This window comes from Halopiger xanaduensis SH-6, from assembly GCF_000217715.1.
Lineage (GTDB): Archaea > Halobacteriota > Halobacteria > Halobacteriales > Natrialbaceae > Halopiger > Halopiger xanaduensis.
Genome location: NC_015666.1, coordinates 1,433,318 through 1,457,610 on the forward strand (window position 1 = coordinate 1,433,318; position 24,293 = coordinate 1,457,610).

General features: G+C 68.9%; 24 protein-coding genes. 14 read left to right on the forward strand and 10 right to left on the reverse strand.

Annotation, left to right across the window (positions count from 1 at the left end):
- Window positions 1–25: 25 nt before the first annotated feature.
- A complete protein-coding gene (locus HALXA_RS07030; RefSeq protein ID WP_013879625.1) occupies window positions 26–1,036 on the reverse strand; it encodes an AIR synthase family protein in 1,011 nt (336 codons plus the stop codon).
- A 144-nt stretch (window positions 1,037–1,180) separates the two neighbouring features.
- On the opposite strand from HALXA_RS07030, the gene HALXA_RS07035 reads away from it, so the two are divergent.
- The 3 genes from HALXA_RS07035 to mutL all read left to right on the forward strand — a co-directional run bounded on the left by HALXA_RS07035 (window position 1,181) and on the right by mutL (window position 5,490).
- Window positions 1,181–2,281, forward strand: a complete 1,101-nt coding sequence (locus tag HALXA_RS07035) for a putative sulfate/molybdate transporter (RefSeq protein WP_013879626.1) — start codon at window positions 1,181–1,183, stop codon at window positions 2,279–2,281.
- A gap of 111 nt (window positions 2,282–2,392) precedes the next feature.
- Window positions 2,393–3,280 carry a dihydrodipicolinate synthase family protein gene (locus HALXA_RS07040; protein WP_013879627.1) on the forward strand — a complete coding sequence of 296 codons (888 nt, stop codon included), beginning with the start codon at window positions 2,393–2,395 and terminating at the stop codon, window positions 3,278–3,280.
- Window positions 3,277–5,490 carry a DNA mismatch repair endonuclease MutL gene (gene mutL, locus HALXA_RS07045; RefSeq protein ID WP_013879628.1) on the forward strand — a complete coding sequence of 738 codons (2,214 nt, stop codon included), beginning with the start codon at window positions 3,277–3,279 and terminating at the stop codon, window positions 5,488–5,490. The genes HALXA_RS07040 and mutL overlap by 4 nt, the downstream gene beginning before the upstream one ends.
- 12 nt (window positions 5,491–5,502) lie before the next feature.
- Here the strand turns inward: mutL and HALXA_RS07050 are convergent, their stop codons facing one another.
- The 3 genes from HALXA_RS07050 to HALXA_RS07060 form a co-directional block, all read right to left on the reverse strand.
- Window positions 5,503–6,159, reverse strand: a complete 657-nt coding sequence (locus tag HALXA_RS07050; RefSeq protein ID WP_013879629.1) for a hypothetical protein — start codon at window positions 6,157–6,159, stop codon at window positions 5,503–5,505.
- A 78-nt stretch (window positions 6,160–6,237) separates the two neighbouring features.
- The gene (locus tag HALXA_RS07055) at window positions 6,238–7,797 is read right to left on the reverse strand and encodes a sodium:solute symporter family protein (RefSeq protein ID WP_013879630.1); all 1,560 of its coding nucleotides are present in this window, start codon (window positions 7,795–7,797) and stop codon (window positions 6,238–6,240) included.
- Entirely contained in the window at window positions 7,794–8,060 is a 267-nt protein-coding gene (locus HALXA_RS07060; protein WP_013879631.1) for a DUF3311 domain-containing protein, read from the reverse strand. The genes HALXA_RS07055 and HALXA_RS07060 overlap by 4 nt, the downstream gene beginning before the upstream one ends.
- Window positions 8,061–8,274: 214 nt before the next feature.
- Between HALXA_RS07060 and HALXA_RS07065 the strand changes: the two genes are divergently transcribed.
- The 3 genes from HALXA_RS07065 (at window position 8,275) to HALXA_RS07075 (ending at window position 11,359) form a co-directional block, all read left to right on the forward strand.
- Window positions 8,275–9,195, forward strand: coding sequence for an ArsR/SmtB family transcription factor (locus tag HALXA_RS07065; protein WP_013879632.1), 921 nt, complete (start codon window positions 8,275–8,277; stop codon window positions 9,193–9,195).
- A gap of 111 nt (window positions 9,196–9,306) precedes the next feature.
- On the forward strand, window positions 9,307–10,875 hold the full coding sequence (gene dnaG / locus HALXA_RS07070) for a DNA primase DnaG (RefSeq protein WP_013879633.1): 1,569 nt from the start codon (window positions 9,307–9,309) through the stop codon (window positions 10,873–10,875).
- A 190-nt stretch (window positions 10,876–11,065) separates the two neighbouring features.
- Window positions 11,066–11,359 carry a hypothetical protein gene (locus HALXA_RS07075; protein ID WP_013879634.1) on the forward strand — a complete coding sequence of 98 codons (294 nt, stop codon included), beginning with the start codon at window positions 11,066–11,068 and terminating at the stop codon, window positions 11,357–11,359.
- On the opposite strand, the gene HALXA_RS07080 is transcribed toward HALXA_RS07075, so the two are convergent.
- Entirely contained in the window at window positions 11,342–12,400 is a 1,059-nt protein-coding gene (locus HALXA_RS07080) for a hypothetical protein (protein ID WP_013879635.1), read from the reverse strand. The genes HALXA_RS07075 and HALXA_RS07080 overlap by 18 nt on opposite strands.
- Window positions 12,401–12,481: 81 nt before the next feature.
- Complete coding sequence (locus HALXA_RS07085) at window positions 12,482–13,825, reverse strand: DUF92 domain-containing protein (protein ID WP_013879636.1); 1,344 nt, start codon at window positions 13,823–13,825, stop codon at window positions 12,482–12,484.
- A 163-nt stretch (window positions 13,826–13,988) separates the two neighbouring features.
- Between HALXA_RS07085 and HALXA_RS07090 the strand changes: the two genes are divergently transcribed.
- A complete protein-coding gene (locus HALXA_RS07090) occupies window positions 13,989–14,621 on the forward strand; it encodes an undecaprenyl diphosphate synthase family protein (protein WP_013879637.1) in 633 nt (210 codons plus the stop codon).
- Window positions 14,622–14,652: 31 nt separating this feature from the next.
- Here the strand turns inward: HALXA_RS07090 and HALXA_RS22465 are convergent, their stop codons facing one another.
- Window positions 14,653–14,967 (reverse strand): hypothetical protein, encoded by a 315-nt coding sequence (locus HALXA_RS22465; RefSeq protein ID WP_013879638.1) that lies wholly within the window; start codon window positions 14,965–14,967, stop codon window positions 14,653–14,655.
- 67 nt (window positions 14,968–15,034) lie between these two features.
- Window positions 15,035–15,976, reverse strand: a complete 942-nt coding sequence (gene uppS / locus HALXA_RS07100) for a polyprenyl diphosphate synthase (protein ID WP_013879639.1) — start codon at window positions 15,974–15,976, stop codon at window positions 15,035–15,037.
- A gap of 196 nt (window positions 15,977–16,172) precedes the next feature.
- On the opposite strand from uppS, the gene HALXA_RS07105 reads away from it, so the two are divergent.
- The 7 genes from HALXA_RS07105 (at window position 16,173) to HALXA_RS07135 (ending at window position 21,544) form a co-directional block, all read left to right on the forward strand.
- Window positions 16,173–16,580, forward strand: coding sequence for a DUF5778 family protein (locus HALXA_RS07105; RefSeq protein WP_013879640.1), 408 nt, complete (start codon window positions 16,173–16,175; stop codon window positions 16,578–16,580).
- Between the two features lie 184 nt (window positions 16,581–16,764).
- Window positions 16,765–17,763, forward strand: a complete 999-nt coding sequence (locus HALXA_RS07110; protein ID WP_013879641.1) for a transcription initiation factor IIB — start codon at window positions 16,765–16,767, stop codon at window positions 17,761–17,763.
- Between the two features lie 85 nt (window positions 17,764–17,848).
- Entirely contained in the window at window positions 17,849–18,508 is a 660-nt protein-coding gene (locus HALXA_RS07115) for a precorrin-2 dehydrogenase/sirohydrochlorin ferrochelatase family protein (RefSeq protein ID WP_013879642.1), read from the forward strand.
- A complete protein-coding gene (gene hemA, locus HALXA_RS07120) occupies window positions 18,505–19,851 on the forward strand; it encodes a glutamyl-tRNA reductase (protein WP_013879643.1) in 1,347 nt (448 codons plus the stop codon). The genes HALXA_RS07115 and hemA overlap by 4 nt, the downstream gene beginning before the upstream one ends.
- Window positions 19,852–20,100: 249 nt before the next feature.
- The gene (locus HALXA_RS07125; protein WP_013879644.1) at window positions 20,101–20,385 is read left to right on the forward strand and encodes a 4a-hydroxytetrahydrobiopterin dehydratase; all 285 of its coding nucleotides are present in this window, start codon (window positions 20,101–20,103) and stop codon (window positions 20,383–20,385) included.
- A 56-nt stretch (window positions 20,386–20,441) separates the two neighbouring features.
- Window positions 20,442–20,825, forward strand: coding sequence for an LWR-salt protein (gene lwrS / locus HALXA_RS07130; RefSeq protein WP_013879645.1), 384 nt, complete (start codon window positions 20,442–20,444; stop codon window positions 20,823–20,825).
- A gap of 89 nt (window positions 20,826–20,914) precedes the next feature.
- On the forward strand, window positions 20,915–21,544 hold the full coding sequence (locus HALXA_RS07135; RefSeq protein ID WP_013879646.1) for an HAD family hydrolase: 630 nt from the start codon (window positions 20,915–20,917) through the stop codon (window positions 21,542–21,544).
- 22 nt (window positions 21,545–21,566) lie between these two features.
- Here HALXA_RS07135 and HALXA_RS07140 read toward each other — a convergent pair whose 3' ends face one another.
- Window positions 21,567–22,241 (reverse strand): helix-turn-helix domain-containing protein, encoded by a 675-nt coding sequence (locus HALXA_RS07140; RefSeq protein WP_013879647.1) that lies wholly within the window; start codon window positions 22,239–22,241, stop codon window positions 21,567–21,569.
- A 115-nt stretch (window positions 22,242–22,356) separates the two neighbouring features.
- The gene (locus HALXA_RS07145; protein WP_013879648.1) at window positions 22,357–24,225 is read right to left on the reverse strand and encodes a molybdopterin biosynthesis protein; all 1,869 of its coding nucleotides are present in this window, start codon (window positions 24,223–24,225) and stop codon (window positions 22,357–22,359) included.
- Window positions 24,226–24,293 lie beyond the last annotated feature (68 nt).

Here is a 24,293-nt window from a genome sequence, read left to right on the forward strand (position 1 = left end):
CGACGCGAACGCCTATCAGTCTTCGCTACTCGCTCGCAAGGTCGGCGTAGACGCCCCAGGAGGCGTCGCCAGCCGGGTGCTCGATTCGGTCGCCGGTTTCGTCGATCACACCGTTGCCCGACTCGACGCGACCGATCTCGGCCACGACGGTGTCGCGGTCCTCGAGCGCGGTTCGCACGTCGTCGACCCCATCCGGGTCGACCGCGATGAGCAACGAGCCGCAACTGGTCGTCGCCCAGGGATCGATCTCGAGGGCCTCGCAGACCTCGCGAACGCCGGGTCGCATCGGGACGGCCGCGCGGTCGACGACGAACCGAGCGTCCGCGCCGTCGGCCATCTCGTTCAGCGCGCCGGCGAGCCCGCCCTCGGTCACGTCGTGCATCGCCCGCACGGGACCCGCGGCGGCCGCCGTCAGCGCGTCCCTGACGCAGTGGACCTCCTCGAGGCGCGCCTGCGCGTCTGCGAGCGCGCCGTCGGAGACGTCGATCGCGTCGGGAAAGTGGGTGCTCAACAAGCCGACCGCCTCGACGGCGGGGCCGGTCGTCAGCAGGAGCCGGTCGCCGACCCGCGCGCCGTCGGGGCGGACGATCTCGCCGAACTCGCCGACGCCCATCGCCGTCGCCGCCCCGATCCACGGGTAGCTGGGATCGGAGTAGCGGGCGGTGTGGCCGGTGACGACCGAAACGCCGAGATCCGCACACTCCTCGTGGATCGTCTCCCAGACCGTCGCGAACTCCTCGTCGGTCATCTCCTCGGGCAGCGTAAAGCAGATCGAAAGGTGCGACGGCGGAACGCCGCTGACCGCTACGTCCGCGAGGATCAGATCGAGGGCGAACCGCGCCGCGCGCTCGAGCCCCAGTGGCGGGAGGATCGAGATCGGGTCGGTCGCCGTCACGAGGGCCTGGCCGCCGATCTCGAGGACGCCGAAGTCGACGCCGTGTTGCGGGCCCAGCGCCACGTCGTCGCGATCCGCGCCGAGGTTGGACGCGACGTGCCGTTCGAAGAACGTTCGATCGATTTTGCCGAGGTCGCTCACGCACGGAGCGTCGCAGGGACCGCTCTTAGCGGTGGTGATCCGCTGTCAGTTCCGACGTAACCGAACATGCTAGCGTAGCTCGATCAAATAACCGAAACAGGTTTCGCGAAACCGTAAAATGGCTCTATCGTGAAGCGGACGTAGATGGCGTACTCGTTCCCGACGACGGACCGATCCGACCTCGAGTTCTCTCTGGGAGAACTGACGGGTGCGCTAGGGGATTCGATTACGGTCCTGCCGCTGCTGGTGGCGCTGGCCGCGACGACGAGCGTCTCCCTGCCCCACGTGCTCGTCGGCTTCGGCGTCTTCCAGATCGTCTGGGGGCTGTACTACGGGATGCCGCTGTCCGTCGAGCCGATGAAGGCGCTGGTCGGGCTGGCCATCGTCGGCTCGCTCTCGTATCCGGAACTCGCCGCGGCCGGACTCCTCGCGGGCGGCGTACTGTTGACGGTCGGACAATTCGGCCTCGTCGGCCGGGTCCAGCGGGTCGTCGGCGAACCGGTCATCCGCGGCGTCCAGTTTGCCGTCGCCCTGCTCCTGCTCGAGTCGGCGGTCGACCTCTCGCTCGGAAGCCCGACCGTCGCGGGAGCCGGCCTCGCGGTCGTCGGACTGCTCGCGCTCGCGGGCTACCGCCAGTCCAGCGTGCTGGTCGTCCTCGGACTCGGCGGCGCCGCGGCGGTCGCCGCGGCCGGCGCGCCGACGCCGACGGTGCCGGAACTCGCCGTCTTCCCCGCCGGCACGCCCAGCCTCACGGCTGCGGCGCTCGAGGGCACCGTCGCCCAGCTCGGGATGACCGTCGGGAACGCCGCGATCGCGACCGCGCTACTCTGCGGCGATCTCTACGACCGGGATATCTCGGCCGACGACCTCTCGACGAGCATGGGCGTGACCTGCCTCGCGGCGGTTCCGCTGGGCGGGATCCCGATGTGCCACGGCAGCGGCGGTCTCGCGGGCAAGTACGCCTTCGGCGCGCGGACCGGCGGCGCGAACGTGCTGCTCGGAATCGGCTACGTTGCGCTCGCTATGGTCGCGACCGGCGCGCTACTCGCGGCGTTCCCGACCGCGCTGCTCGGCGTCCTGCTGGCGGTCGTCGCCCTCGAGCTCGGCCGCGCGGCGTTCGAGCCCGTCGATGACCTGCGGGCGCTGGCGCTGGTCGTCGGCGTCGGCGTCGTCGGCCTCGCGGTCAACGTCGGCGTCGCGTTCGTGCTCGGTGCGGTCGCGTTCTGGCTGGTCTCGCAGTCGTAGAGCGGTTCCCGTATTAGACCGGACGCGACGCACCGGCGAGTACCAGTGAGTGACCGCTGGTGGAGTGCCGTTTCCATCGGAGTTTTTGTGGCCGCCGCGAGATGGTCCGATATGACTCTCCAGCAGGAACTCGCGGGAATCACGTGTCCGGTCGTGACGCCCTTCGACGACGCGAACCAGATCGACGAGGACGCACTCGAGACGGTCCTTGACGACCTCGTTTCGGGCGGCATCGACGCCGTCTTCCCGAACGGGACGACGGGCGAGTTCGCCAGCCTCTCGCCCGACGAACGGCGCCGCGTCCTCGAGTTCACGGTCGAACAGGTCGGCGGCGACGTCCCAGTTGTCGCCGGCGCGGGCGCGACCAGCGTCGCCGAGACGCTCGAGTACCTCGAGGAAGCGGCCGACCTCGGCGCCGACGCCGCGGTCGTCGTCCCGCCGTACTTCCACGCGGCGAACGCGCCGGCCGGCAACGAGCGGTTTTTCGAGACCGTTGCCGACGAGTCGCCGCTGCCGCTGCTCCTGTACAACATCCCGGCCTGTACCGGCGGCGAGATCGCGGTCGAGACCGTCGAGGCGGTCGCCGAGCACGACAACGTGGTCGGCCTGAAGGACTCGAGCGGCGACCTCGAGTACTTCCTCGCGGCGATGCGGGCGACGCCCGACGAGTTCCTGCTGCTACAGGGGTACGACGCCCTCCTGCTGCCGTCGCTGCGGATGGGCGCCGACGGCGGGGTGAACGCGCTGTCGAACGCCGTCCCCGAAGCCTATAGCGAACTGTACGAGACCGCCGAGACCGAACGCGGCGCGACGCTGCAGGACGCGATCGCGGACCTGTTCGAAGCCTGCGGCGCCTACGGGTTCGCCCCGGCGACGAAGGCGGCCCTCGAGCACCGCGACGTGATCCCCACCGACGCCGTGCGCCCGCCGCTGGTGACGGTTCCCGACGACGGCTGCGCGGCGATCGAAGACGCCGTCGAGGGTGTGCTCGAGGCATGAGCGAGGAAACGAACATCCGCCGCCTCGACGAGGACACCGTCGCCCGCATCGCCGCCGGCGAGGTCGTCGAGCGCCCCGCCAGCGCCGTGAAGGAACTCGTCGAGAACAGTCTCGACGCCGACGCCAACCGCGTCGACGTCACCGTCGAGGAGGGCGGCACCGAACTCATCCGGGTCGCCGACGACGGTCGCGGGATGAACGAGGCGGACCTACGCGCCGCCGTCCGCGAACACACGACCAGCAAGATCGAGGGGCTCGAGGACCTCGAGTCGGGCGTCCGAACCCTGGGCTTCCGCGGCGAGGCCTTGCACACGATCGGCTCGGTCTCGCGGCTGACCATCTGCTCGCGACCGCGCGGCGCGGACGGCGCGGGCACGGAACTGGTCTACGAGGGCGGCGACGTAACCTCGGTCGAGCCCGTGGGCTGCCCTGAGGGGACGACCGTCGAAGTCGAGGACCTGTTCTACAACACTCCAGCCCGCCGGAAGTTCCTCAAGACGACGGCGACGGAGTTCGCCCACGTCAACCGCGTCGTCACCCGCTACGCGCTGGCGAACCCGGACGTGGCGGTTTCGCTGACCCACGACGACCGCGAGGTCTTCGCCACGACGGGGCAAGGCGACCTGCAGGCCGCGGTCCTCTCGGTCTACGGCCGCGAGGTCGCGTCCTCGATGATCCGCGTCGAGGCCGACGAGGACGAACTGCCGCCGGGACCCGTCGACGCCGTTTCGGGGCTCGTCTCACATCCCGAAACCAACCGCTCGAGCCGCGAGTACCTCGCGACCTACGTCAACGGCCGCGCGGTCACGGCCGACGCGATCCGCGAGGGGATCATGGGCGCCTACGGTACCCAACTCGGGGGCGACCGCTACCCGTTCGTCGTCCTCTTCCTCGAGGTGCCCGGCGACGCCGTCGACGTGAACGTCCACCCGCGAAAGCGGGAGGTACGGTTCGACGACGACGATGCCGTCCGCCGGCAGATCGACGCCGCGGTGGAGTCGGCGCTGCTCGAGCACGGGCTGCTCCGCTCGCGGGCGCCCCGCGGCCGGTCGGCGCCCGACGAGGCGCGGATCGAACCGCGCCGCGGGAGCGACGAGCGATCGACTCCGGGCTCAGGATCGGACTCGAGCGCTTCGTCGGGGGCCGGAACCCAGCGATCGCTCGACGACGGCTCGATTGAAACGGACGCCTCCGGCACCGAAAGCGACGACTCGAGTCGCGACACCGCCGAATCGTCGTCAGACGACGGTTCGACCGCCTCCGCTGTCGCTTCCGCTGCGAGCGAATCGGAACCGACGGCGAACGCCAGTGCGGCGTCGTCGACGGGCCGAACCGAGACGGAGCGGACGGAGCGAGCCGCCACCGATTCGGACTCGGCGTCGCCCTCGAGAACCGACCGCACGGACGGAACGGCACCGTCGACGGAATTCGTCTCGAGCTCGAGCGCGGGTTCGGCCGGCTCCGGTTCGCGGTCGAAACCTGACGACGGGTCGACGGCCGCCGACCGGACCGATTCGGACCGCACCGACCGCAAGTTCGACGGCCCGACCGAACAGCGGACGCTGGCCGGCGACCCCGCAACCGGTGACGAGACCGACTTCGACTCGCTGCCGCCGCTGCGGGTGCTCGGCCAGTTCGACGACACCTACCTCGTCTGCGAGACTCCCGACGGGCTCGCGCTGGTCGACCAGCACGCCGCCGACGAGCGGGTCAACTACGAGCGCCTCCGGGACGCCTTCGCCGACGACCCCGCCGCGCAGGCGCTGGCCTCGCCTGTCGAACTCGAGCTCACTGCCGCCGAGGCCGAAGCCTTCGCGGGGTACGAGGACGCCCTCGAGCGGCTGGGCTTCTACGCCGACCGCGTCGACGACCGGACGATCGCCGTGACGACCGTCCCGGCGGTACTCGAGGAAACCTTGGAGCCCGAGAACCTGCGGGACGTCCTCACCTCCTTCATCGAGGGCGACCGCGAGGCGGGCGCGGAAACGGTCGACGCCCTGGCCGACGAGTTCCTCGGCGATCTGGCCTGCTACCCGTCGCTGACGGGGAACACGTCGCTGACGGAGGGGTCGGTCGTCGACCTCCTCTCGAGGTTAGACGACTGCGAGAATCCCTACTCCTGTCCGCACGGGCGGCCGGTGATCGTCCGGATCGACGAGGACGAGATCGAGGATCGATTCGAGCGGGATTACCCCGGCCACCAGGGCTGAGTTCGCGGTCGGTTACTCGTCGTTATCGTTCTCGTCCTTGCTTTCGCCGTCGCCCTCGAGATCGATCGTCTCGACCAACTCCGCGATCGTGTCGCGGTCCCGTTCCGGATCGACGGCGTCGTCCGGAACGCCCGCGACGCCGTCCTCGAGCGGGAGGATGCCGCCGGCGACGCCGAAACTCGAGTCGGTCGGCCAGACGGCGACGTTGGCTTCGGCCGAGATGCGGTCGGTGTCGGATCGACCGTCATCGGCATCGTCGTCCGATTCGGTCTCGGACTCGAGCGGGTAGCTGACGTCGAGGACGTACCATTTCCCTTCTTCCCCGTTCGGCGCCTCAAACTCGAGGGTGTCACGAGTCGCTTCGACGACCAGCCCCTCGTCTTCGACGGTATCGACGAACTGGTTCTTCGCTTTGGGTGCGGCCTTCTCGAACACTGACGACGGCGAGACGCCGATCGTCGACAGCGACGGCGAGACCGACAGGTCGACGACGAACAGCGAGCGGAGGGGAATCTTGCTCGCGGCCAGGTCGGCGAGGTCGGTCGCCTCGAGGGGTTCGTACAGCGTCGTTTCGGCGGTGATCGACGCGACCATCACGCTCGACTCGCCGGTTGTGGTTCCGGCGGGTCGCCACGAGTCGGCCAGCGATTCCGGCAGGTCAGCGGTCATCGGCGTGGCGTACGCGGGCGGTCCTTTTCGGTGTGTTGCTCTCTGGCGCCGGTTGCGAACGGCGCCGGTGGACGGGCATCAGTCCGCCCGCAGTCCGTCGAAGTAGATCGCTCGCCGTTCGTCGGCCGCGGGCGTCGTGACCAGCGAGACGCCGACGGTGAGGGCGAGTCCGAGCACCATGCCGACGAGGCCGGCCGTCCAGCCCATGTACGTGCCGCGGAACACCGCCGTGACGACGGGAATCAGTACGGGGGCGACCTCGCCGACCAGCGGCACGGCCGCGACGAACTCGAGCGCGCCGACGATCGCCCCGACGAACAGGTTGCCGAGGTAGAACGCCTGGCTGCCGAGGATGCCGACCGTGATTCCGGTTCGAGTCGTCCCGCGCCAGTAGAGCGCGACGAGGACCGGCAGGGCGAGCTGCGCGAAGCCGCTGAAGGCCGCGTCGCCGATGTCGAACAGGGGTGCGGGACTGAGCAGGCTCGCGACGAACGCGCCCGTCGCGAAGACGACGACCCCGACGCGGGCCAGTAGATCCTCGCGTCGCTCCGAAAGGGTGCGGTCGACGAACGGCCGGTAGAGGTCCCGGGTGAAGTACGACGACCCCGACAGCAGCATCGAGTCCGAGGAGGACATCATCGCGGCCATCGCGCCGGCGATGACGAGCGCGGCGAACCAGACCGGCGTGTACTCGGCCAGCACGGCGGGCAGAACGTTGCCGCCCTCCGGAACCGCGACGCCGAGGCCGCGGGCCCACGCGCCGAGCATGAACGAGGGAACGAACAGCAGGACGCAGAGAATCGGCCACAGCGCAAAGGAGCGCTTGAGCACCGTGCGCGAGCCCGCAGCGAAGAAGCGCTGGTTCACCTGCGGGAACATCGCGACGCCGAAGCCGATCGTGATCGCCGTCGAGAGCATCCAGCGGCGCGTGTAGTAGTCGCTGCCTAAAGAGAGAAAGCCCGCGGTTTCCTCGCTCGAGGCGAGCGCCGCGGTCGCCGCGCCGGGGCCGCCGACCTCGGCCAGCAGCCACAGCAGCGCGACCCAGGTCGTCACGAGCATGAACGCGCCCTGCAGGGTGTCGGTCCAGGCGATCCCGCGCATCCCGGCGACGACGACGTAGAGGATCATGAACGCGGTGATCAGCCCCGCGCCGGCCGCGTAGGGGACCGCCCCGTCGGTCAGCGCCTCGAGCGCCGTCCCGGCGCCGACCTGCTGGAGCATGACGTACGGAAAGAGCCACAGCAGGCTGACCCCGGCGACGAGCCCGCGGAGTCGCTTCGAGGCGAAGCGGTCGCCGAGCATCTCGCCGAGCGTGACGTAGCCCCGCTGGCGGCCCAGGAGCCACTGCTTGTAGCCGATGACGTACCAGAGGATCGCGAAGATGATCCCGTCCATCAGGCCCATGACCAGCACCCACTCGGGGCCCTGCGCGTAGGCGACGTTCGGCCCGGCGAAGAAGGTGAACGCCGACAGCAGCGTCGCGAAGGTCGTAAAGAGGAGGACGACGGTACCGAGCGTTCGGCTTGCGAGGTAGAAGTCCTCGGCGGTGCGGTCCGTGAGTCGATAGGCGACCAACCCGACGGCCAGCGCCAGCAGGAGGTAGCCGACGATGATGCCGAGTTGTAGCGACAGGTTCACGGCGCGTCACCCCGCGATTGTGCCCCCGCGTCGTTCGGCTCCGCGTCCCGCTCCCCGTATCGCGGTTCGATGCCGAGTCCCCACGCCCGCTGGGCGAAGTACCGGAAGACCAGCGACGCGAGGCCCATCCAGCCGACGTGCCACCAGAGCCACAGCGGCACCCCGGCGACGGTCGCGTCGTTGCCCCAGAGGAACCACGGAATCGACAGCGCGCAGAGTACAACCCCAACGGCGATCCACCCGCCGAGTTCGAGACGTCGCATATCGGCGCTCAGTAGTCGATGTGGGTAATTGTTTCGTTCGGTACCCAATATTGAAGACAATCGTTCTTCAGCCGTGCGTGTCGTCGGTCCTCGGTCACCCGTCGCAGTGACAGCCGTCATCCCGGGGCCCGCCGGCGATTCCGCGTAGCTAAAAGCACTCTTTCAGGTAGGAAAAGGAGTATAAGTGTCGGAGAGAGAATGCTATCCGACCCAAATGGCCCGTCTGTTCCCATTCCGATCGGACACGTCGCCAGAGGAGGGCCAACCCCGCGTCGTCGAACTCGAGGGGGAGGACGCTGACGCGGTGTTCAGCGCCCTCTCGTCGACGACGGCTCGCCGGATCTACGCGCGACTCGACGAGGAACCGGGGACGCCCAGCGACGTCGCCGACGCCGTCGACTCCTCGATTCAGAACGTTCGCTACCACCTCGAGAACTTAGAAGAGGCCGGCCTCGTCGAGGTCGTCGACACCTGGTACTCCTCGCGGGGCAACGAGATGAGCGTCTACGCGACGACGGACGGGCCCTTGATCGTCACGAGCGACGAATCGACGGCCTCGCAGCTTAAGACGGCGCTCTCGCGGCTGATCGGCGGTATCGGCGCGCTCGCCGGCGGGAGCCTCCTCGTCCAGTACGGGTTGACGGAGTGGTTCGGATCGGCTCGGACGGAATCGGCCGGCGACGGTGGCGGCGCCGGCGGAGCTAACGGCGCCGCGGTGTCGGAATCGGACGGTGCAGCGGACGATCGTTCCGGTAACGGCAACGGAGCGGACGGCGACGGCGCCGAGAGTGCAGACGGCGGCGACGGTGCCGAGGAGGGCGGAGACGACATGTCGATCGCCGAGGAATCGTCCGACTCCGACTCCGCCGACGGAGACGGCGGGACGGATACCGCCGACACGGGCGCCGAGAACGGCGCCGAGGCGGGCGGCGATTCGGCGACCGATGTCAACGAGACGTTCGACGCCGCGCCGGACGGCGGCGACGGCGCCGTCGAGAACGCGGCCGACGGCGGGGCCGAGGCGGCGGACGCCGTCCTGCAGACGGTGCCGCCGGGACTGCTCTTCTTTCTGGGCGGACTCGCGGTGTTGCTCGCGGTCACGATCTACTGGTACTGGTACCGTCCCGCGTATTAGTCGGACATTCCGGATGTCAACAGCTATTTGCCCGTCACGACCGACATTCGTAACAAACGGTCTCTGTACGCCTCTCGCGTCACCGCCTCCCCCGCCGGGGACAGATCTCCAATGGAAGACACGTCGAAATACCTCATTCACGCGGACGTCACGGCTGACGGGGTCGTCGAGCGGAGCGACGTCGTCGGCGCCGTCTTCGGGCAGACCGAAGGCCTGCTCGGCGACGAACTCGATCTCCGCGATCTCCGCCAGTCGCAGAAAGTCGGTCGTATCGACGTCGAAATAGCCAGCACCGCCGGCCAGTCGCACGGCCACCTCACCATCGCGACCAGCCTCGACAAGGTCGAAACCGCGACGCTCGCCGCCGCCCTCGAGACGATCACCCGGATCGGCCCCTGCCGCGCCGACCTCGAGGTGACCGAGATCGAGGACGTCCGAGCCGCGAAGCGCAAGGAGGTCGTCGACCGCGCGAAGGAACTGCTGCACACGGCCTTCGACGACAGCGTGATGACCTCCGAGGAGATCCTCGCGGAGGTCCGCCAGCACGTCCGCGTCGAGGACATCACGGAGTACGAGGGCCTGCCCGCCGGTCCGCGGGTCGGCGAGAGCGACGCGATCATCGTCGTCGAGGGCCGCGCGGACGTTCTCACGCTCCTCAAGTACGGCGTCAAGAACGCCATCGCGGTCGAGGGGACGAACGTCCCGGACGCCGTCGCGGAGCTCACCCGCCACCGCACCGTCACCGCCTTCCTCGACGGCGACCGCGGCGGCGACCTCATCCTCGAGGAGCTCTCGCAGGTCGGCGACATCGACTACGTCGCCTTCGCCCCCGCGGGGGAGTCGGTCGAGGAACTCGACCACCACCAGCTGTTCGCCGCGCTGCGGAACAAGGTTCCCTACGAGACGGTTTCCGGGCTGAACGAGCCCCGCGAGGCCGTCGCCGCAACTGACGGGAGTACGACGCCCGCGCCGGCTCCCGGTGCGACCGACGCCACCGACGCGACTGACGCGATTGACGCGACCGACGCGACCGACGAAACGAACGGCAGCGATGCAAGCGCGGATTCGAATGCAGGCGACGCCCTCCCGCGCTCGCCCGCGATCGACGGAACGCGGTCGGCCAGCGAGTACGATTCGGCAGGAACCGACCCGACGCATTCGCTCGAGTCGAGCGCCGCGAGCGACACGCGACCGGCAGCGGACTCGAGCACCGGCGCCGATCTCGAGGGCGAGGGCGAGACGCCGAAGCCTGCCCACGACCGCGAACCGGGCGCCGAGAGCGCCGAGTCAGCGGCGGACGCCGAGACGGAAGCCGGGACTGCGGCCGAATCCCGTACGGACGACGCGGACGCGACCGAATCCGAACCGACGACCGTCTACGAACACGCCACCGACGTCATCCGGGGGGACTCCGATCGCGTTCGGTTCCTCGGTGCGGCCGGTGAAGCCATCGCCGACGCCGACGCCGGCGAGGCTTACGACGCCCTCGCGAACCTCGAGACGGTCCCGACGACGGTCGTTCTGGACGGCATTCTTTCGCAACGACTGCTCGATCTGGCGGCCGACCGCGGCGTCGATCGGATCGTCGCGGACGCGCTGGGCCAGTTCACGAAGCGACCGACCGACGTTCGGATCCACGCGATCGAGGCCGTGGCCGAAGAACCGCCGAACGGCAACTGAACGCCGTACTATCGGTTGAACCGAGATCTCGAGGCCAATCGATTGGAACCGGAACCGGATCCGGAACTGGATCGCCCCGGCACAGGGAACCGCACATATTCGCCCAATATCCCGTTCTGATGTGTGTAATCGTTGCGCAGAGCGCCCGTAGGCCGGGATATTGATATATGGGCCGTGGCAAGAGGCGGTGATGAGCCCGCCACCGGCCGCCGCACTCGCACTCCTCGGAATCTGGGTGCTCATGGTCTTTTTCGTGACGAACGAGACGGGGTACGCGCAACTGCGCTCGGACGGCGACGCCGTCAGCGTTCCCGAGCCCGAACTCGAGCCAGAATCCGAACCCGCGACTGTCGAGAGCGACGGGGCCGCTCGGGCGGACGCCGACCGGTACGACTCGAACGACGGGGCAACGAGTAACCCGGTTTCGGACCCGAATCAAGAGTCGGAACCGCCGTCCGGTATCCACTCACCGGCCGACGACTGATTGTCCGTCGAACGCACCCTCGAGTCCGGCCGCGGCCAACTGCGCCTCCAGCAGGCTTTCGGTCGCGACATCGGCGTTGACGGCGACGCCCTGCCCGCACTGCTCGACGCTGACCGAGTCGATTCCGGCGGCGGCGTCGGTCGCGAGATCCTCGAGTCCCTCGCGAACCGTCGTGACCGATAGCGCTTCATCGCCGACGAGTCCGTACGTAATTTCGCTCCGGCCGTCCCCCTCTGGATCCACCGAAACTGATGCGCCCAGCGCCGCCGCGCGCTCGAGGATCGGAGCGAGCGATTGACGGCCGTCGGCGAGCACCGATCGAATCTGCGCTCGCGTACCGGCGTCGAGGGCTGCGGTTACGGTCAGATCGCCGCTTCCGGCCTCGTCGAGGACCGCCCCGACGGCGGCCGCGGGCGAACCGCTGCTGGCTGACGCGGGCCCTCGAACCGCCGCGGCCCGATTCGACTGCCGGACGACGGTATCGACGCGGGCCAGTCCGTTCGTAAACGGCGATCCGTCGTCCGAGCGGCCGGCAACCGCCCGTCCGTTTTGCTGCGTCTCGTAGCCGACGACAACGGCTGAGTCGGCTACGCCGACGGCGAACGGGCCGTCGCGGGCTGCGTAGCGGTCGACGCCGTTTCGCTCGCCCACCGCGACGAAGCCGCGACGTCGCAGGATCGATCCGACGGCGTCGGCGGCGATCGATCCGGTCGCGACGACCGTTCCCCCGACGAGGTCGCCGTCGGCGACGCGGCCGGTGCCGCTAACCGACGCGAAATCCGCGAGCGAGAGCGTCCCGAACCCGTACTCGAACCGCCGCTCGAGCGTCTCGACGACGGGTGCGAGCGTCGCGGGACGCCCCGCCGAGCGGATCGCGGTTCGGTTCGCCTCGAACGCCACCGTCGTCGCACCGCGCGCGTTTCCACCGTCGGACGCGTCCGCGCCGGCGGACCGCGCCGCTGCGCCGGCGGCGCCGAACAGTGCCGTCCCGCCGGTGACGAGTCCCGTTACCGTCCGAAGCAGCGATCGTCTCGAGTCCATACGCGGTTTCCGCGGGGACGCTATAAAAACGGGGTTCGGCGTTTTCCGAACTGGAAAACGAGCTGATACGAACGGGGGCGGTCAGCCGAACACCGCGAACGAGAGCACCAACAGTGCGCAGACGAGCGCGCCGGACAGCGTCGCGAGGAAGTTCACGCCCTGATTGCCGAGGAACGAGCCCTCGAGGGTCGCCCCGAGCAGGCTGTCGACGGTCATGCCGACGAAGCCGGCGGCGACGATGATCGCCGCGCCGGCGACCCCGACTTCGGGGAACAGCAGGTAGGAGATGCCGGCGACGACGGCCGCACCCGCGAGGCCGGCGAGTTCGCCCTGCCAGGTGACGCCGCCGTCCGTGCCGGGTTCGACGGGCTCGAGCGTCGTGATCAGCCGCGGCGTCTCGAAGACGCTGCCGATCTCGCTCGAGAGGGTGTCGCTCATCGCGGTCGCGACCGAGCCGGCGAAGGCGAACAGGAACACGCTGGGCTCGAGTTCGCCGGGCAGCAGCGTCGCCGAACTGGCGGCGTAGCCGAGGACGGCGGCGATCGCGACCGCGGCGTTGCCGAGGACGTTCCCGCTGCCGCGCGCGCCGTCGTTATCTTCGGCGACGCCGAGTTGCTCCTTGCGATCGTAGCGGAACTTCGTCGACAGCCCCCCGATCGCGAAGAAGGACACGAGGACGACGAACCAGCCGTACCCCCCCAGCACGATCGTTAGCAGGCAGAGGAGAACGCCGGTGAGCATCCCCGCGACGGAGGCCGTCTCGAGCGCGTACGCGAGGTAGCCGAACCCGACGGTCACCGCCAGCGCGGCCGCGATCTCGACCGTTCCCAGCGCCGGCTCGAGTTCCGCGAGTAGCCACAGCAGGAAGCCGACCGAGAGCATGACGACGGGGTCGTCGTACAGCAGGAGCATGTCCCGCAGCAGGGCTGCGAGCAACGCGCCGGTGGCCGCGAGGAAAATCATCGTCGGCAGCGCCGCCTCGAGCGACGGACCCAGCGCCGTCCCACCGATGGCGGCCGTCGCGACCTGCCCGACGACCGCGGCGACCGTCGCGACGGCTGCGAAGACCGTCACGCGGGCCACGTCGTGGTCGGTGCGCAGGCGAGCGAGTTGCTCGCCGAGGTTCCCGTAGCCGACGAGGACGGCGGTGCCGACGAAGACTTCGGTCGGCAGCGAGGCCCGCACGCTGATCAGTCCGAGCGCGACGATCGCCAGCACGAACGTGATGAGACCGTAGAGGCGGCCGTCCTCGTAGTCGCCCGGATAGGCGAGGAGATCGAACAGCGGGCCGTCGGTGACGACGGCGGACCCCAGGAGGACGACCGCAGCGATCGCCGCTGCGACCTGCGGACCGAAGAGCGGAACGGCGAGCGCGAGCGTACACAGGGCCGCGAAGACGCCGGCTCGCCGGACGGGTGCTGTCACGATACCGGTGTCTTTCTGTCGGGTTTACTTGAAGGTTCCCGAACTCGGCGCAGCGGACGTTTCGGCCGTGTCAGTGGGTCTCGCGCGAACCGTGACCTTCGAATCCCGTCACGATTCGGTACGACCCGTAACCGGTATAGTATCGGACCGGAAACCGGAAGGCGTGGGACTGTACGAACGGTACCTCGCCCTCCGAATCCGCCGCCACGAGGCCGCCCCGCCCGAGCACGTCGCGCTCGTTATCACCGAGCGCGACCTCCTCGAGGAGGGCGCCTACGAGACGCTCACCGACTTCTTCGAGTGGGCGTTCGCGTACGCCTCCCGGGTGACCGTCTACGTGAGCGTCCTCGACGCCGACGCCATCCCGACGCTGCGCCGGGAACTCGAGTCGATCGACGGGCCGGCCGGCCGCGAGGTCGCGGTTCGGGGCCCCGAGGTCGCGGTTCGGGGCCCCGAGGACCGGACGCCGGCGGACGCGCCGATCCAGATCGGGATCGGCCTCGGCGGGAAACACGAGTTCACGAGCGCCGTGCGGACGCTCGCAGAGAGCGTCGACAACGGGGACCTCGAGCCCGCGGCAATCGACGACGAGCGGGTCGAGGAGCATCTCGTCTTTCCGTCGGAACCCGACCTCGTGATCAAGACCGGCGCGGAGCGGCTCTCGGATTTCATGATCTGGCAGTCGGTCTACTCCGAACTCTACTTCACCGACATCAACTGGCGGGACTTCCGCGAGCGGGACTTCCTGCGGGCGGTGCGGGAGTTCTGTAACCGGTCGCGGCGGTTCGGTCGCTGAGCTCGCCCCTCTACTAGGTTGGCGGCGTCAGCTACCAGGCATCTCGGTCGGATCCGGAATCGTCGCGTCCCCAGTCGTCCCAACCAGTCGTCTCTCGCTGTCGATCATCCCCCTGTTCGTCGGTCGCCTCATCGATATCGATATCGTCGTAGATGTCGATGTGGTGGACTGCACTGGGCGAGAGCAACCGATCGCCCTCGAGCTCGAGCCACCCGTTCGGGTGGATCAGGATCGGTCCCTCGTAGAGGGCATCGTCTTCGTCCGTTCCGTCGTAGATGACGACGTCCTCGTACGCTTGCGTTGCGCGATCCAGTTGCGTCGGCGTGAACAGTGTCGACGGGTCCATACCGAATGTGGTTCGGCGGTTGACAAAATAGTCGGTGTCGGCGTCGGGGTGTATTCCGGTGCCGCCGTCAGTCCGCGACCGGCTCGTTGCCCTCGAGGTCCTCGCCGACGGCGAGTTCGTCGTCCGTCGGCCGCTCGCTCGTCGGCAGGGAGTCGCGGAACCGTTCGACGATCGAGCGGGCTTCGGTGAGCTCCGCCTCGCTGACCGCGCCGAGCAGGGCCAGCGCCCGCCGGGCTCGAGTCCGTCGCCACGATTCCTTCCGGTGTTCGTAGGTCCGGATCCCGCGGAGGAAGTCGGCCTTCGAGAACTCCGGCCAGTAGGGCGTACAGAAGAAGACGGCCGCTTCGTTGCCGTTGGCGTGCCACGGCAGGAAGTTCGAGGTCCGCTCTTCGCCGGCGGGCCGAATGATCAGATCCACGTCGCGAACCGGCCGGTCATACAGCCGCCGTTCGATCGTCTCGACGTCGATCTCGTTCGGCTCGAGCTCGCCGGCGTCGACGTCGCGGGCGACGCCGCGGGCGGCCTCGAGCAGTCGCGACCGGCCGCCGTAGGCGAGCGCGATGTTGAGGACGAACCGATCGTAGTCGCGGGTGCGCCGTTCGGCGTAGTCGACGGCGTCTTGCACTCGTTCGGGAAGCATCTCGATTTCGCCGATCGCGCGGATGCTGACCTCGTTCTCGTGGACGCGGTCGGCGTCGGCGAACTCCCGCAGCTTTTCGCAGAGGAGATCGAACAGCGCCTCCTTTTGTTCGGCCGGTCGATCGAAGTTCTCCGTCGAGAACGTGTAGAGCGTCAGTTCCTCGACGCCGATCTCCTGGCACCACTCGAGGACCTGTTCGGTCGTCTCGGCGCCCGCACGGTGGCCCTCGTGGGGCTCGTCGCCGTTTTGCCGAGCGTATCGTCGATTCCCGTCCTGAATCACCGCGATGTGGGTCGGCGCGCCGGATAGCTCTCTGGTTAGCAGTCGCTCGTAGGCCGCGTCGACGCGCTGACGGAGCCACCGCTTCATCGGTCGATTTGACGGGGCCGATGACTATGTGTCTTGTGTGTTACTCCACGGCAGGAAACGGGTCCGTACGCTGATATCCTGCCGGATGCTACCGCGTCACGTCCGACCGAACCGCTTGAAAAGCCCCGTCAAACGACCCGCTCGCGGCTCGGCGGAATCGTGACGGCTATCCGTCCGGCGGGTCTCGGTGCGACCAATGGCTGACGCGATCGACGACGACCTCTACCAGCGAACCAAGGCACTGCTCGAGCCCGGCGACATCGAACTGAACGCCGCCGTCGTCCACACCGACTACGACGGACAGGCGGACGTCCAGATGATGCAGGCGACGATCGACATCGGCGACATCGTCGCCGAACACTCGGGCTACGACCCGAAGGACTGCTACGTCTACTCGGGCAACGACGATCCGAATTTCTCCTCGAACCAGCACCAGGGGCTGACCTTAGAGGACGAGGAGTTCGTCTGGGAGTGCCAGCAGCTGCTGCGCGAGGGGAGCTTCGACGTCGTCATCTACTACGAGGCCAGCGCCGACCACGAGGCGATCCTCGAGGACGTCCGCGAACTCGGGTACGACGTGACGGGCGTCGAGGGCTCGGAGTAGCGACGGAGCGACCGTCTCGCGGTCGCGATCTGTCCTCCTCGAGCGGGTATCCACACCGATTACGGGTCCGTAATCAAGTATCGGCAGCCGGTTCTCACGCTGTGGGAATCCACCCGTCGTACATAGGGTTACTCTGGCAAGCGTTGACTAGCAGCGCCGCTCGACGGCCCCTGCGCACGTACCCATGACTCAACAGATCGCCACTGCGACGGACGGTCGACAGCCGCAGGAAGTAGCGTCCGACGTCTCGGCCGAGGAGACCGAATCGGCCGAAAGGTCGATCCGAGCAACGTGTCCGGAGTGTAGCGGTCGGATCGTCCACGACGCCGAGCACGGCGAACACGCGTGTGCGGAGTGCGGGCTGGTTCTCGATGCGGACGAACTCGACTACGGGCCCGAGTGGCGGGCCGGCGACGACGAGGACGCCGACGAGCGACGGCGGGTCGGCGCGCCGCTGACCGAACGGCGCCACGACAAGGGACTCAGCACGACGATCGGCTGGCGTAATCAGGACGCGTACGGCAACGAACTCTCCGCGCGGAAGCGATCGCAGCTCCGGCGCCTCCGGACGTGGAACGAGCGGTTCACCGCGAAGACCGCCCAGGAGCGGAACCTGAAACACGCCTTCGGCGAACTCGAGCGCATGGCGTCGGCGCTGGACCTGCCGGAGCCGTGTCGCGAGACCGCCGCCGTGCTCTACCGTCGCGCCGTCGACGAGGAACTGCTGCCCGGGCGCTCGATCGAGGCGATGGCGACCGCCTGCCTCTACGCGGCGGCCCGCCAGCACGGGACGCCCCGAACGTGGGCCACCTTCGAGTCGGTCAGCCGCGTCGAGATCGGCCGCGTCCAGCGCGCCTATCGCTACCTCTCGCGGGAACTCGGCCTCGAGATCGCTCCCGCCGACCCCTTGCAGTACCTCGGGCAGTTTGCGTCGGCGCTGTCGATCAGCGACGAGGCCGAACACGTCGCCCGCGAGATCCTCGAGACGGCCAAGGAGAAGGGGATCCACGTCGGGAAGAGCCCGGCGGGGCTAGCGGCCTCGGCTATCTACGCGGCGGCGCGCCTGACGAACGAGCGGGTCACCCAGAAGACGATCGACGAGCAGACCGGCGTCAGCGAGTTCACGATCCGGAACCGGTACCAGGAGTTGCTCGACGCGTACGGTCCGCACGCCGAGTGCTAGGCAGAGACGCGGTAGTCGCCGGTAACGGGTCCGAATGCGAACACTGAAGGCGACTACCGACCGACGGTCGACAATCCCTCGTTCGATGATCCCACTCCTGCACGATTTCACCGACGAAACGGTCCTCGTCGTCGGCGGCGGCCCCGTCGGCGCGCGAAAGGCCCGCCGGTTCGCCCGCGAAGCCGCGGTCGTCGTGGTCAGCCCCGACTTCGCGGACCGGGAGTTCGGCGGGGCCGAACTGATCCGGGCCGCACCCGACCCCGACGAGATCGGCGGCTGGCTCGAGCGGGTCGATCCTGCACTCGCCGTCGCGGCGACCGACGACGAGGCCGTCAACGACGCCCTCGAGGCGGCGGCTCGCGACCGCGGCATCCTCGTCAATCGCGCGGATCGGGCCGGCGAGCGCGACGCGGGGAGCGTCGTCGTTCCCGCGACCGTCCGCGAAGATCCGGTCGTCGTCTCGATCTCGACCGGCGGGACGGCGCCGGCGCTGAGCAAGTACCTCCGGCAGGAACTCGAGGAGACGCTGGCCGGCGCCGGCGATATGGCAGAATTATGTAACGAACTGCGGTCGGAGCTCAAATCCCGGGACGTCGCGCCGACACGGCGCCGCGAGATCGTCACGGATGTCGTCAATTCTCCGGACGTTTGGACAGCTTTACGTAGTGGCGATCCTAATACTCGTCAAGTGATTGAGGACGTGCTCGGCGACGAACTACCACCGTCCGGAGGTGAGCGTGCGTGATTCCGTCCGGGGTCGTTGCGGCCGCGCGGGTGACCCACGAGAGCGGGACCGTCGACCAGCTCGCGGCGGCGAGTCCCGACAGTCAGCGAAGCGCCGTGTCGCAGCTACTCTCCATTCCCGACGTCGAGGAGGCGTACGTCCTCTCGACGTGTAACCGGGTCGAGGCCTACGTCGTCAGCCCCGACGCCGCGGTCGGCCGGGCCGCGCTCGAGGAGTTCTTCGCGCCGGCCGACGACGACGCCGTCGTCCACACCGACCACGACGAGAGCCTGCGCCACCTGCTGCGGGTCGCGGCCGGTCTCGAGTCGGTCGTCCTCGGCGAGGACCAGATCATCGGGCAGGTCCGCGCGGCCTACGAGGACGCCCGCGAGGCCGGCGGTATCGGCTCGATGCTCGAGCCGGCGGTCACGAAGGCGATCCACGTCGGCGAGCGCGCCCGGACGGAAACGGAGATCAACGAGGGCGTCGTCTCGCTCGGCTCCGCGGCGACGAAACTCGCCGCCGCGGAGATCGGCCTCGAGGGGGCGACCGCGCTGGTCGTCGGCGCCGGCGAAATGGGCCAACTGGCCGCCCGAAGCCTCGCGGACGCGGGCGTCGACGACCTCGTCGTCGCGAACCGGACCGTCTCCCGCGCCGACCACCTCGCCGCGGAACTCGACGTCGACGCCGATCTCGAGGCCGTCCCGCTGGAAGCCCTCGAGACGGTCGCGCCCGAGGCCGACGTCGTCGTCGCGGCGACCGGCAGCGAGGAGCCGGTGCTCGAGCCGCACCACCTCGAGGCCGAAACCGACGGCGGCACCGCAACTGCGACCGACCGCGTCGTCGTCGACCTCGGCCAACCCCGCGACGTCGATCCGGCCGCCGACGACCTCGCCGCCGTCGCCGTCTACGACTTAGACGACCTCGAGTCGGTCACCCAGGAGACCCGCGAGCAGCGCGCCGACGCCGCCCGCAAGGTCGAGGCGATGATCGACCGCGAGTACGAACTGCTGTGCGACCAGTACAAGCGCGCCCGCGCCGACGAGGTCATCGCCGCGATGTACGAGTCCGCCGAGCGGATGAAAGAGCGCGAACTCGAGACGGCCCTGTCGCGGCTCGACGACGACCTCTCGGCGGCCCAGCGCGAGGTCGTCGAGTCGATGGCCGACGCTCTGGTCAGCCAGCTGCTCGCGCCGCCGACCAAGAGCCTCCGACAGGCCGCCGCCGAGGACGACTGGAGCACGATCAACACCGCCTTACAGCTGTTCGACCCCGACTTCGAGGGCGAGGGCTCGACGCCCCCGTCGCTGCTCGCAAACGCCGAACGCTCCGATCTCCGGATCGGAACCGCCGACGACGACTGACGCTCACCGCACCGTCGCGTACGGTCCGCGTGATTTGATCCTGCCCCGATCAGTTTCGAGCTCGAGCGGCTCGTCCGTCCCGCCCCGTCGCTGTCCCCTGCCGAATACTCGCGGACTCGCGCCGTCGCGGCACGGCAGCGACGCCGATCCGATTTGATCGAGATCGCCCTCGAGACACCGTAGACGGGCGAACGGCGCGAAATAGCGGACGGCATAACCATTATTTGAGTGGCTTCCGTTCGATCCGCCATGGGCGACTTACTGTCCGACGACGAGATCGAGGCCGGGCTTCCCGACAACTGGACGCGCGAGGGCGACGAGATCGTTCGCACCTACGAGTTCGACGAGTACCTCCGCGGCGTCAACTTCGCCCAGATGGTCGGCGAAATCGCCGAGTCGCAGTTCCACCACCCCGAGATCGTCATCCGCTACGAGGAGGTCGAGGTGCGGCTCACCTCCCACGAGGAGGGCGGCATCACCGAGGACGACCTCGAGATGGCGGAACTGATCGAGTCCGAGCGCAACGCGGAGTAAGGTTCGGGCCGACGTTCGGCTCGGATACCGCGCTGACTACCCCTTCTCACACGCCGATGGACGGAAACTACGTCTTCGCCGTTCAGATCCGCCTCGAGCCCGCTCGCGACGGGGTTAGCGTCGAGTCCTCGAGCGCCGAGACGACCGTCACCGTCTTTCGCGAGGCGCCGGAGCCGGGCGCCGAAGGCTGGCTGTTCTTCCGGAACACGCTCTGGCGCGGCGAGGTTGCCGACGAGGGGTACGCGTGCCGACTCGCCGAGGAGTGGCTCGACCAGCCCGTCGAGTCGGTCTCGTTTCGCGAACTGCAGGTCGACGAGCAGTACTTCGACGCGCTGAAGGCCGCAATCGCGGCCGATCTCGAGGCGTTCAACGCCGATTCCGTCTCGGAGGTGCTTTCGAAGTATCTCGGCTCGAGCGTTCGGGTGACGGATTCGTCCTGATTGCTCCCGATCGCTCTCGGTCACTCTCGATCGCGAGAGGGTCAGGACCGGTACACATTTACTCGAAGATCACGTACTGCTGTGTCCCGATGGTCTCCGAGTACGACTTCTGGTTGCTCGATCTCGACGGCACCCTGGTGGACGTCGACTGGTCGTACACCCGCGACGTGTTCGACCGGGTCGGCGACCGGCTGGGCCGGGAGTTCTCCGATCGGGAAGCCGAAATCCTCTGGAACGGCCTGACCGGCTCGCGGAACCGACAGCTCCGCGAGTGGGGGATCGACCCCGAGGCGTTCTGGGAGGTGTTCCACGACGAGGAGGACCCGATGGTCCGGGCCGAACAGACCTACCTCCACGAGGACGCGGAGTTCGTCGGCGATCTCGAGGCGCCGGTCGGGCTCGTCACGCACTGTCAGGAGTTCCTCGCGGAGCCGGTGCTCGACAACGTCGGCATCCGGGACTGGTTCGACGCGCGGCTGTGCTGTACGGAGGAAACCGGCTGGAAGCCCGATCCCGAACCCGTCCAGCAGGTTATGCGCGATCTCGGCGTCGCGAACAACGGCCACCGGGGCGTCCTGGCCGGCGACGGAGATTGTGACGTCGGCGCGGCCTGGAACGCCGGCCTCGACGCGATCCACGTCGAGCGCCTCGGCCACGACCGGCGCGGGCGGTGCGTCCTCGGAGACTACCGCGTGCAGTCGTTCGACGAACTGTTCTAACGCGCTCGATCCCCACCCGCCGTCACGAACTGTCGACCAGCGACGCCTCCCCGTTCGACTGGAGCTCCTCGTCGACCAGCGTCTCGTAGGCGCGGCGGAACCGCTCCGAGAGCGCCTGATGTGAAATCCCCAGTTCGTCGGCCAACTCGGCCATCGAGATGGCGCGCGGAATCTCGAAGTAGCCGTACTCGAGCGCGGCCTCGAGGGCCTCGCGCTGTTGGGGCGTCAGTCGGCTGCTTGCCTTCGTGTGCTGTGCGACGTCCGTGACGTCGGTGAGCCGCCGGAGGTCGGCGTTGACGCCGCGGTCGACGAGCCGATCGTAGGCGTCACAGAGCGTCCCTCGATCGGGGAATCGGACGCGAGCCTGCCACCAGCCGTCGGTGCCCCGCGCCTCGAGCAGCGAGCCCCCATCTGCGAGCAGCGCATCCCACAGTCGTTCGGGCCCCGCTCCCGCGACGAAGTCCACGTCGAACAGGTGGCGGGCCGACGTCTCGACGAGCGGTTCGTACGTCTCGACTTCCGGGTCGGCATCGAACGCCGTCTCGGCACGCGAGCGCCCGACGCCGGCGACCCAGATACTGGGCGGCGTCTGCGAGACGGCCGACTCGAGTTCGAACGCCGCGTCCGGCGCGCGCTCGAACGCCGCCTCGAGGAGCGTGTCCGAGGCCGGCAGCCGAAGCTCGGCTATGGTAGCCATCGAGCGTCGTACACCGTCTCGGACTAAAAACCGCTGTTGTGCGGCCGCTGACTGTCGGATTCGTTGATTTGTCGACACTCGATCGGCGTCGATCGACCCCGATCGCCTTACTGGATCACTCGGTCGCGACCTCGTCCGCGTCCGCGAGGACTCGCTCGAGGTCGCGTACCCCCGCCTTGTCCGTGCGATCCGGGTTCGCCACCACGCGCACCGGCTGGGTGCCGACGGGGACGAAGTCGAGGTCGAGTCGCTCGGCCGTCTCGCGGAGGCCGAGACCGGCGTCGGCGTCGCCGGCGATGACCTTCCGCGCGGGGCTCTCGTGGGCGCGCAGCCCGAGGTCGAAGCCGTCGATCGCGTCCACGAGGTCGCGCCGATCGACGCCGCGCTCGGCCGCCAGATCGGCGACGGCCGCGCCGAGGCTCGTCCGCAGCCCGGAGTCGGTCGTCCGGTTGACGAAGCGCAGGTCGCGGTCGATCAGGTCCTCGAGCCCCTCGATCTCCTTCGGGTTGCCGGCGCGGGCGATCAGCCCCCACTCGCGCTCCCAGCGGCCGAGTTCGACCGCGTCGACCTCGCGGTCGACCGGCCCGGCGACGACGGCGACGTCGGGCACGCCCTCGCGGAGTCGCCGCAGTGCGGGTCGGGAACCGACCGAGAGGTACCGCGGGTTTGCGAGGCGGTCGAGCAGCCGGTTCAGCGTCGGATCGTCCTCGCCGACGCCGAGCAGGGTCGGCGGCCGGACGTCGGGCGAGAACAGTTGCACGTCGACGGACTCGCCTTCCTCGAGGTAGTCGGTCTCGGGCGGTACCTCGACGACGCCGTCGGCCTCGGCGAGGCTGGTGGTCGCGCCGGAGCCCTTGTCGACGGGGTAGACGAGGGTGTCACCCTCACCATCCTCGACGAGACCGACCGGCATCAGCCGCATTCGGCCCTCGCTGTAGCGCTCCTCGCGGGCCATTTCACCGGTGACGGTCGCGGCTTTCGGTTCCGGCAGGCCGGCCGCCTCGCGGATCGCCGGCGCGACGAAGGTTCGGAAGACCATCATCGCGGAGACGGGATAGCCGGGCAGGCCGACGTACGCTGAATCCGCCAGGCGGCCGACGAGCATCGGCTTCCCAGGTTTGACGGCGACCCCGTGGAGCAGCAGTTCGCCCTGCTCCTCGATGACCCGGTAGATCACGTCGACCGCGCTCGCGCTGGTCGACCCCGAGGAGAGCACGAGATCGCACTCCTCGGCGGCCTCCCGCAGAATTCGTTCCATCTCGTCCTGCTCGTCGCCGGCGTGCGGGTAGAGGACGGCCTCGCCGCCGGCGTCCTCGACGCCCGCGGCGATCGTGTAGCTGTTGACGTCGTAGATCTCACCGCGGTCGCTGTCGACGTCCTCGCCGGGCCGAACGAGTTCGTCGCCCGTCGAGACGATGCCGACTCTCGGTCGACCCCGGACCGGCACTTCATCGACGCCCAGCGCCGAGAGCAGGCCGATGTCTCGAGGCGTGATCCGCGTGCCGGGGCCGAGCGCGCGCTCGCCGGCGGCGACGTCGGCGCCGGCGAACATGACGTTGTCGCCGGGGGCGACGGACGTGCGGACCAGCACCTCGCCGCCGTCCGCAGCCGTGTCCGTTCGTTCCACCGGCACCATCGCGTCCGCCCCGTCGGGCATCACCGCACCCGTCGAGATTTCCGCCGCTTGCCCCTCCTCGAGTTCCACGTCGGGTTCCTCGCCGGCGTGTACCTCGCCGACGACCTCGAGGCGGGCGGGGTCGGCCTCGTCGGCGCCGAACGTGTCCCGCGCCCGGAGGGCGTAGCCGTCGAGGCTCGCCCGGTCGAACCCCGGGACGTCGAGTTCGGCGTCCAGCCGCGCCACGAGGACGCGGCCGCGGGCCTCCTCGAGGGGGACGCGTTCGACGCCGGCCGTCAGCGACAGCGAGTCGATGGCCTCGCGCGCCTCCGCGGGGGAGGCGAGATCGCGAAACTCCTTGCGGTCCATATCGGCCCTTCGGGGTCGGAGGCTAAAAACGTCGGTCGAATTCGATTCCGCACGCGGTCGAACAGAAA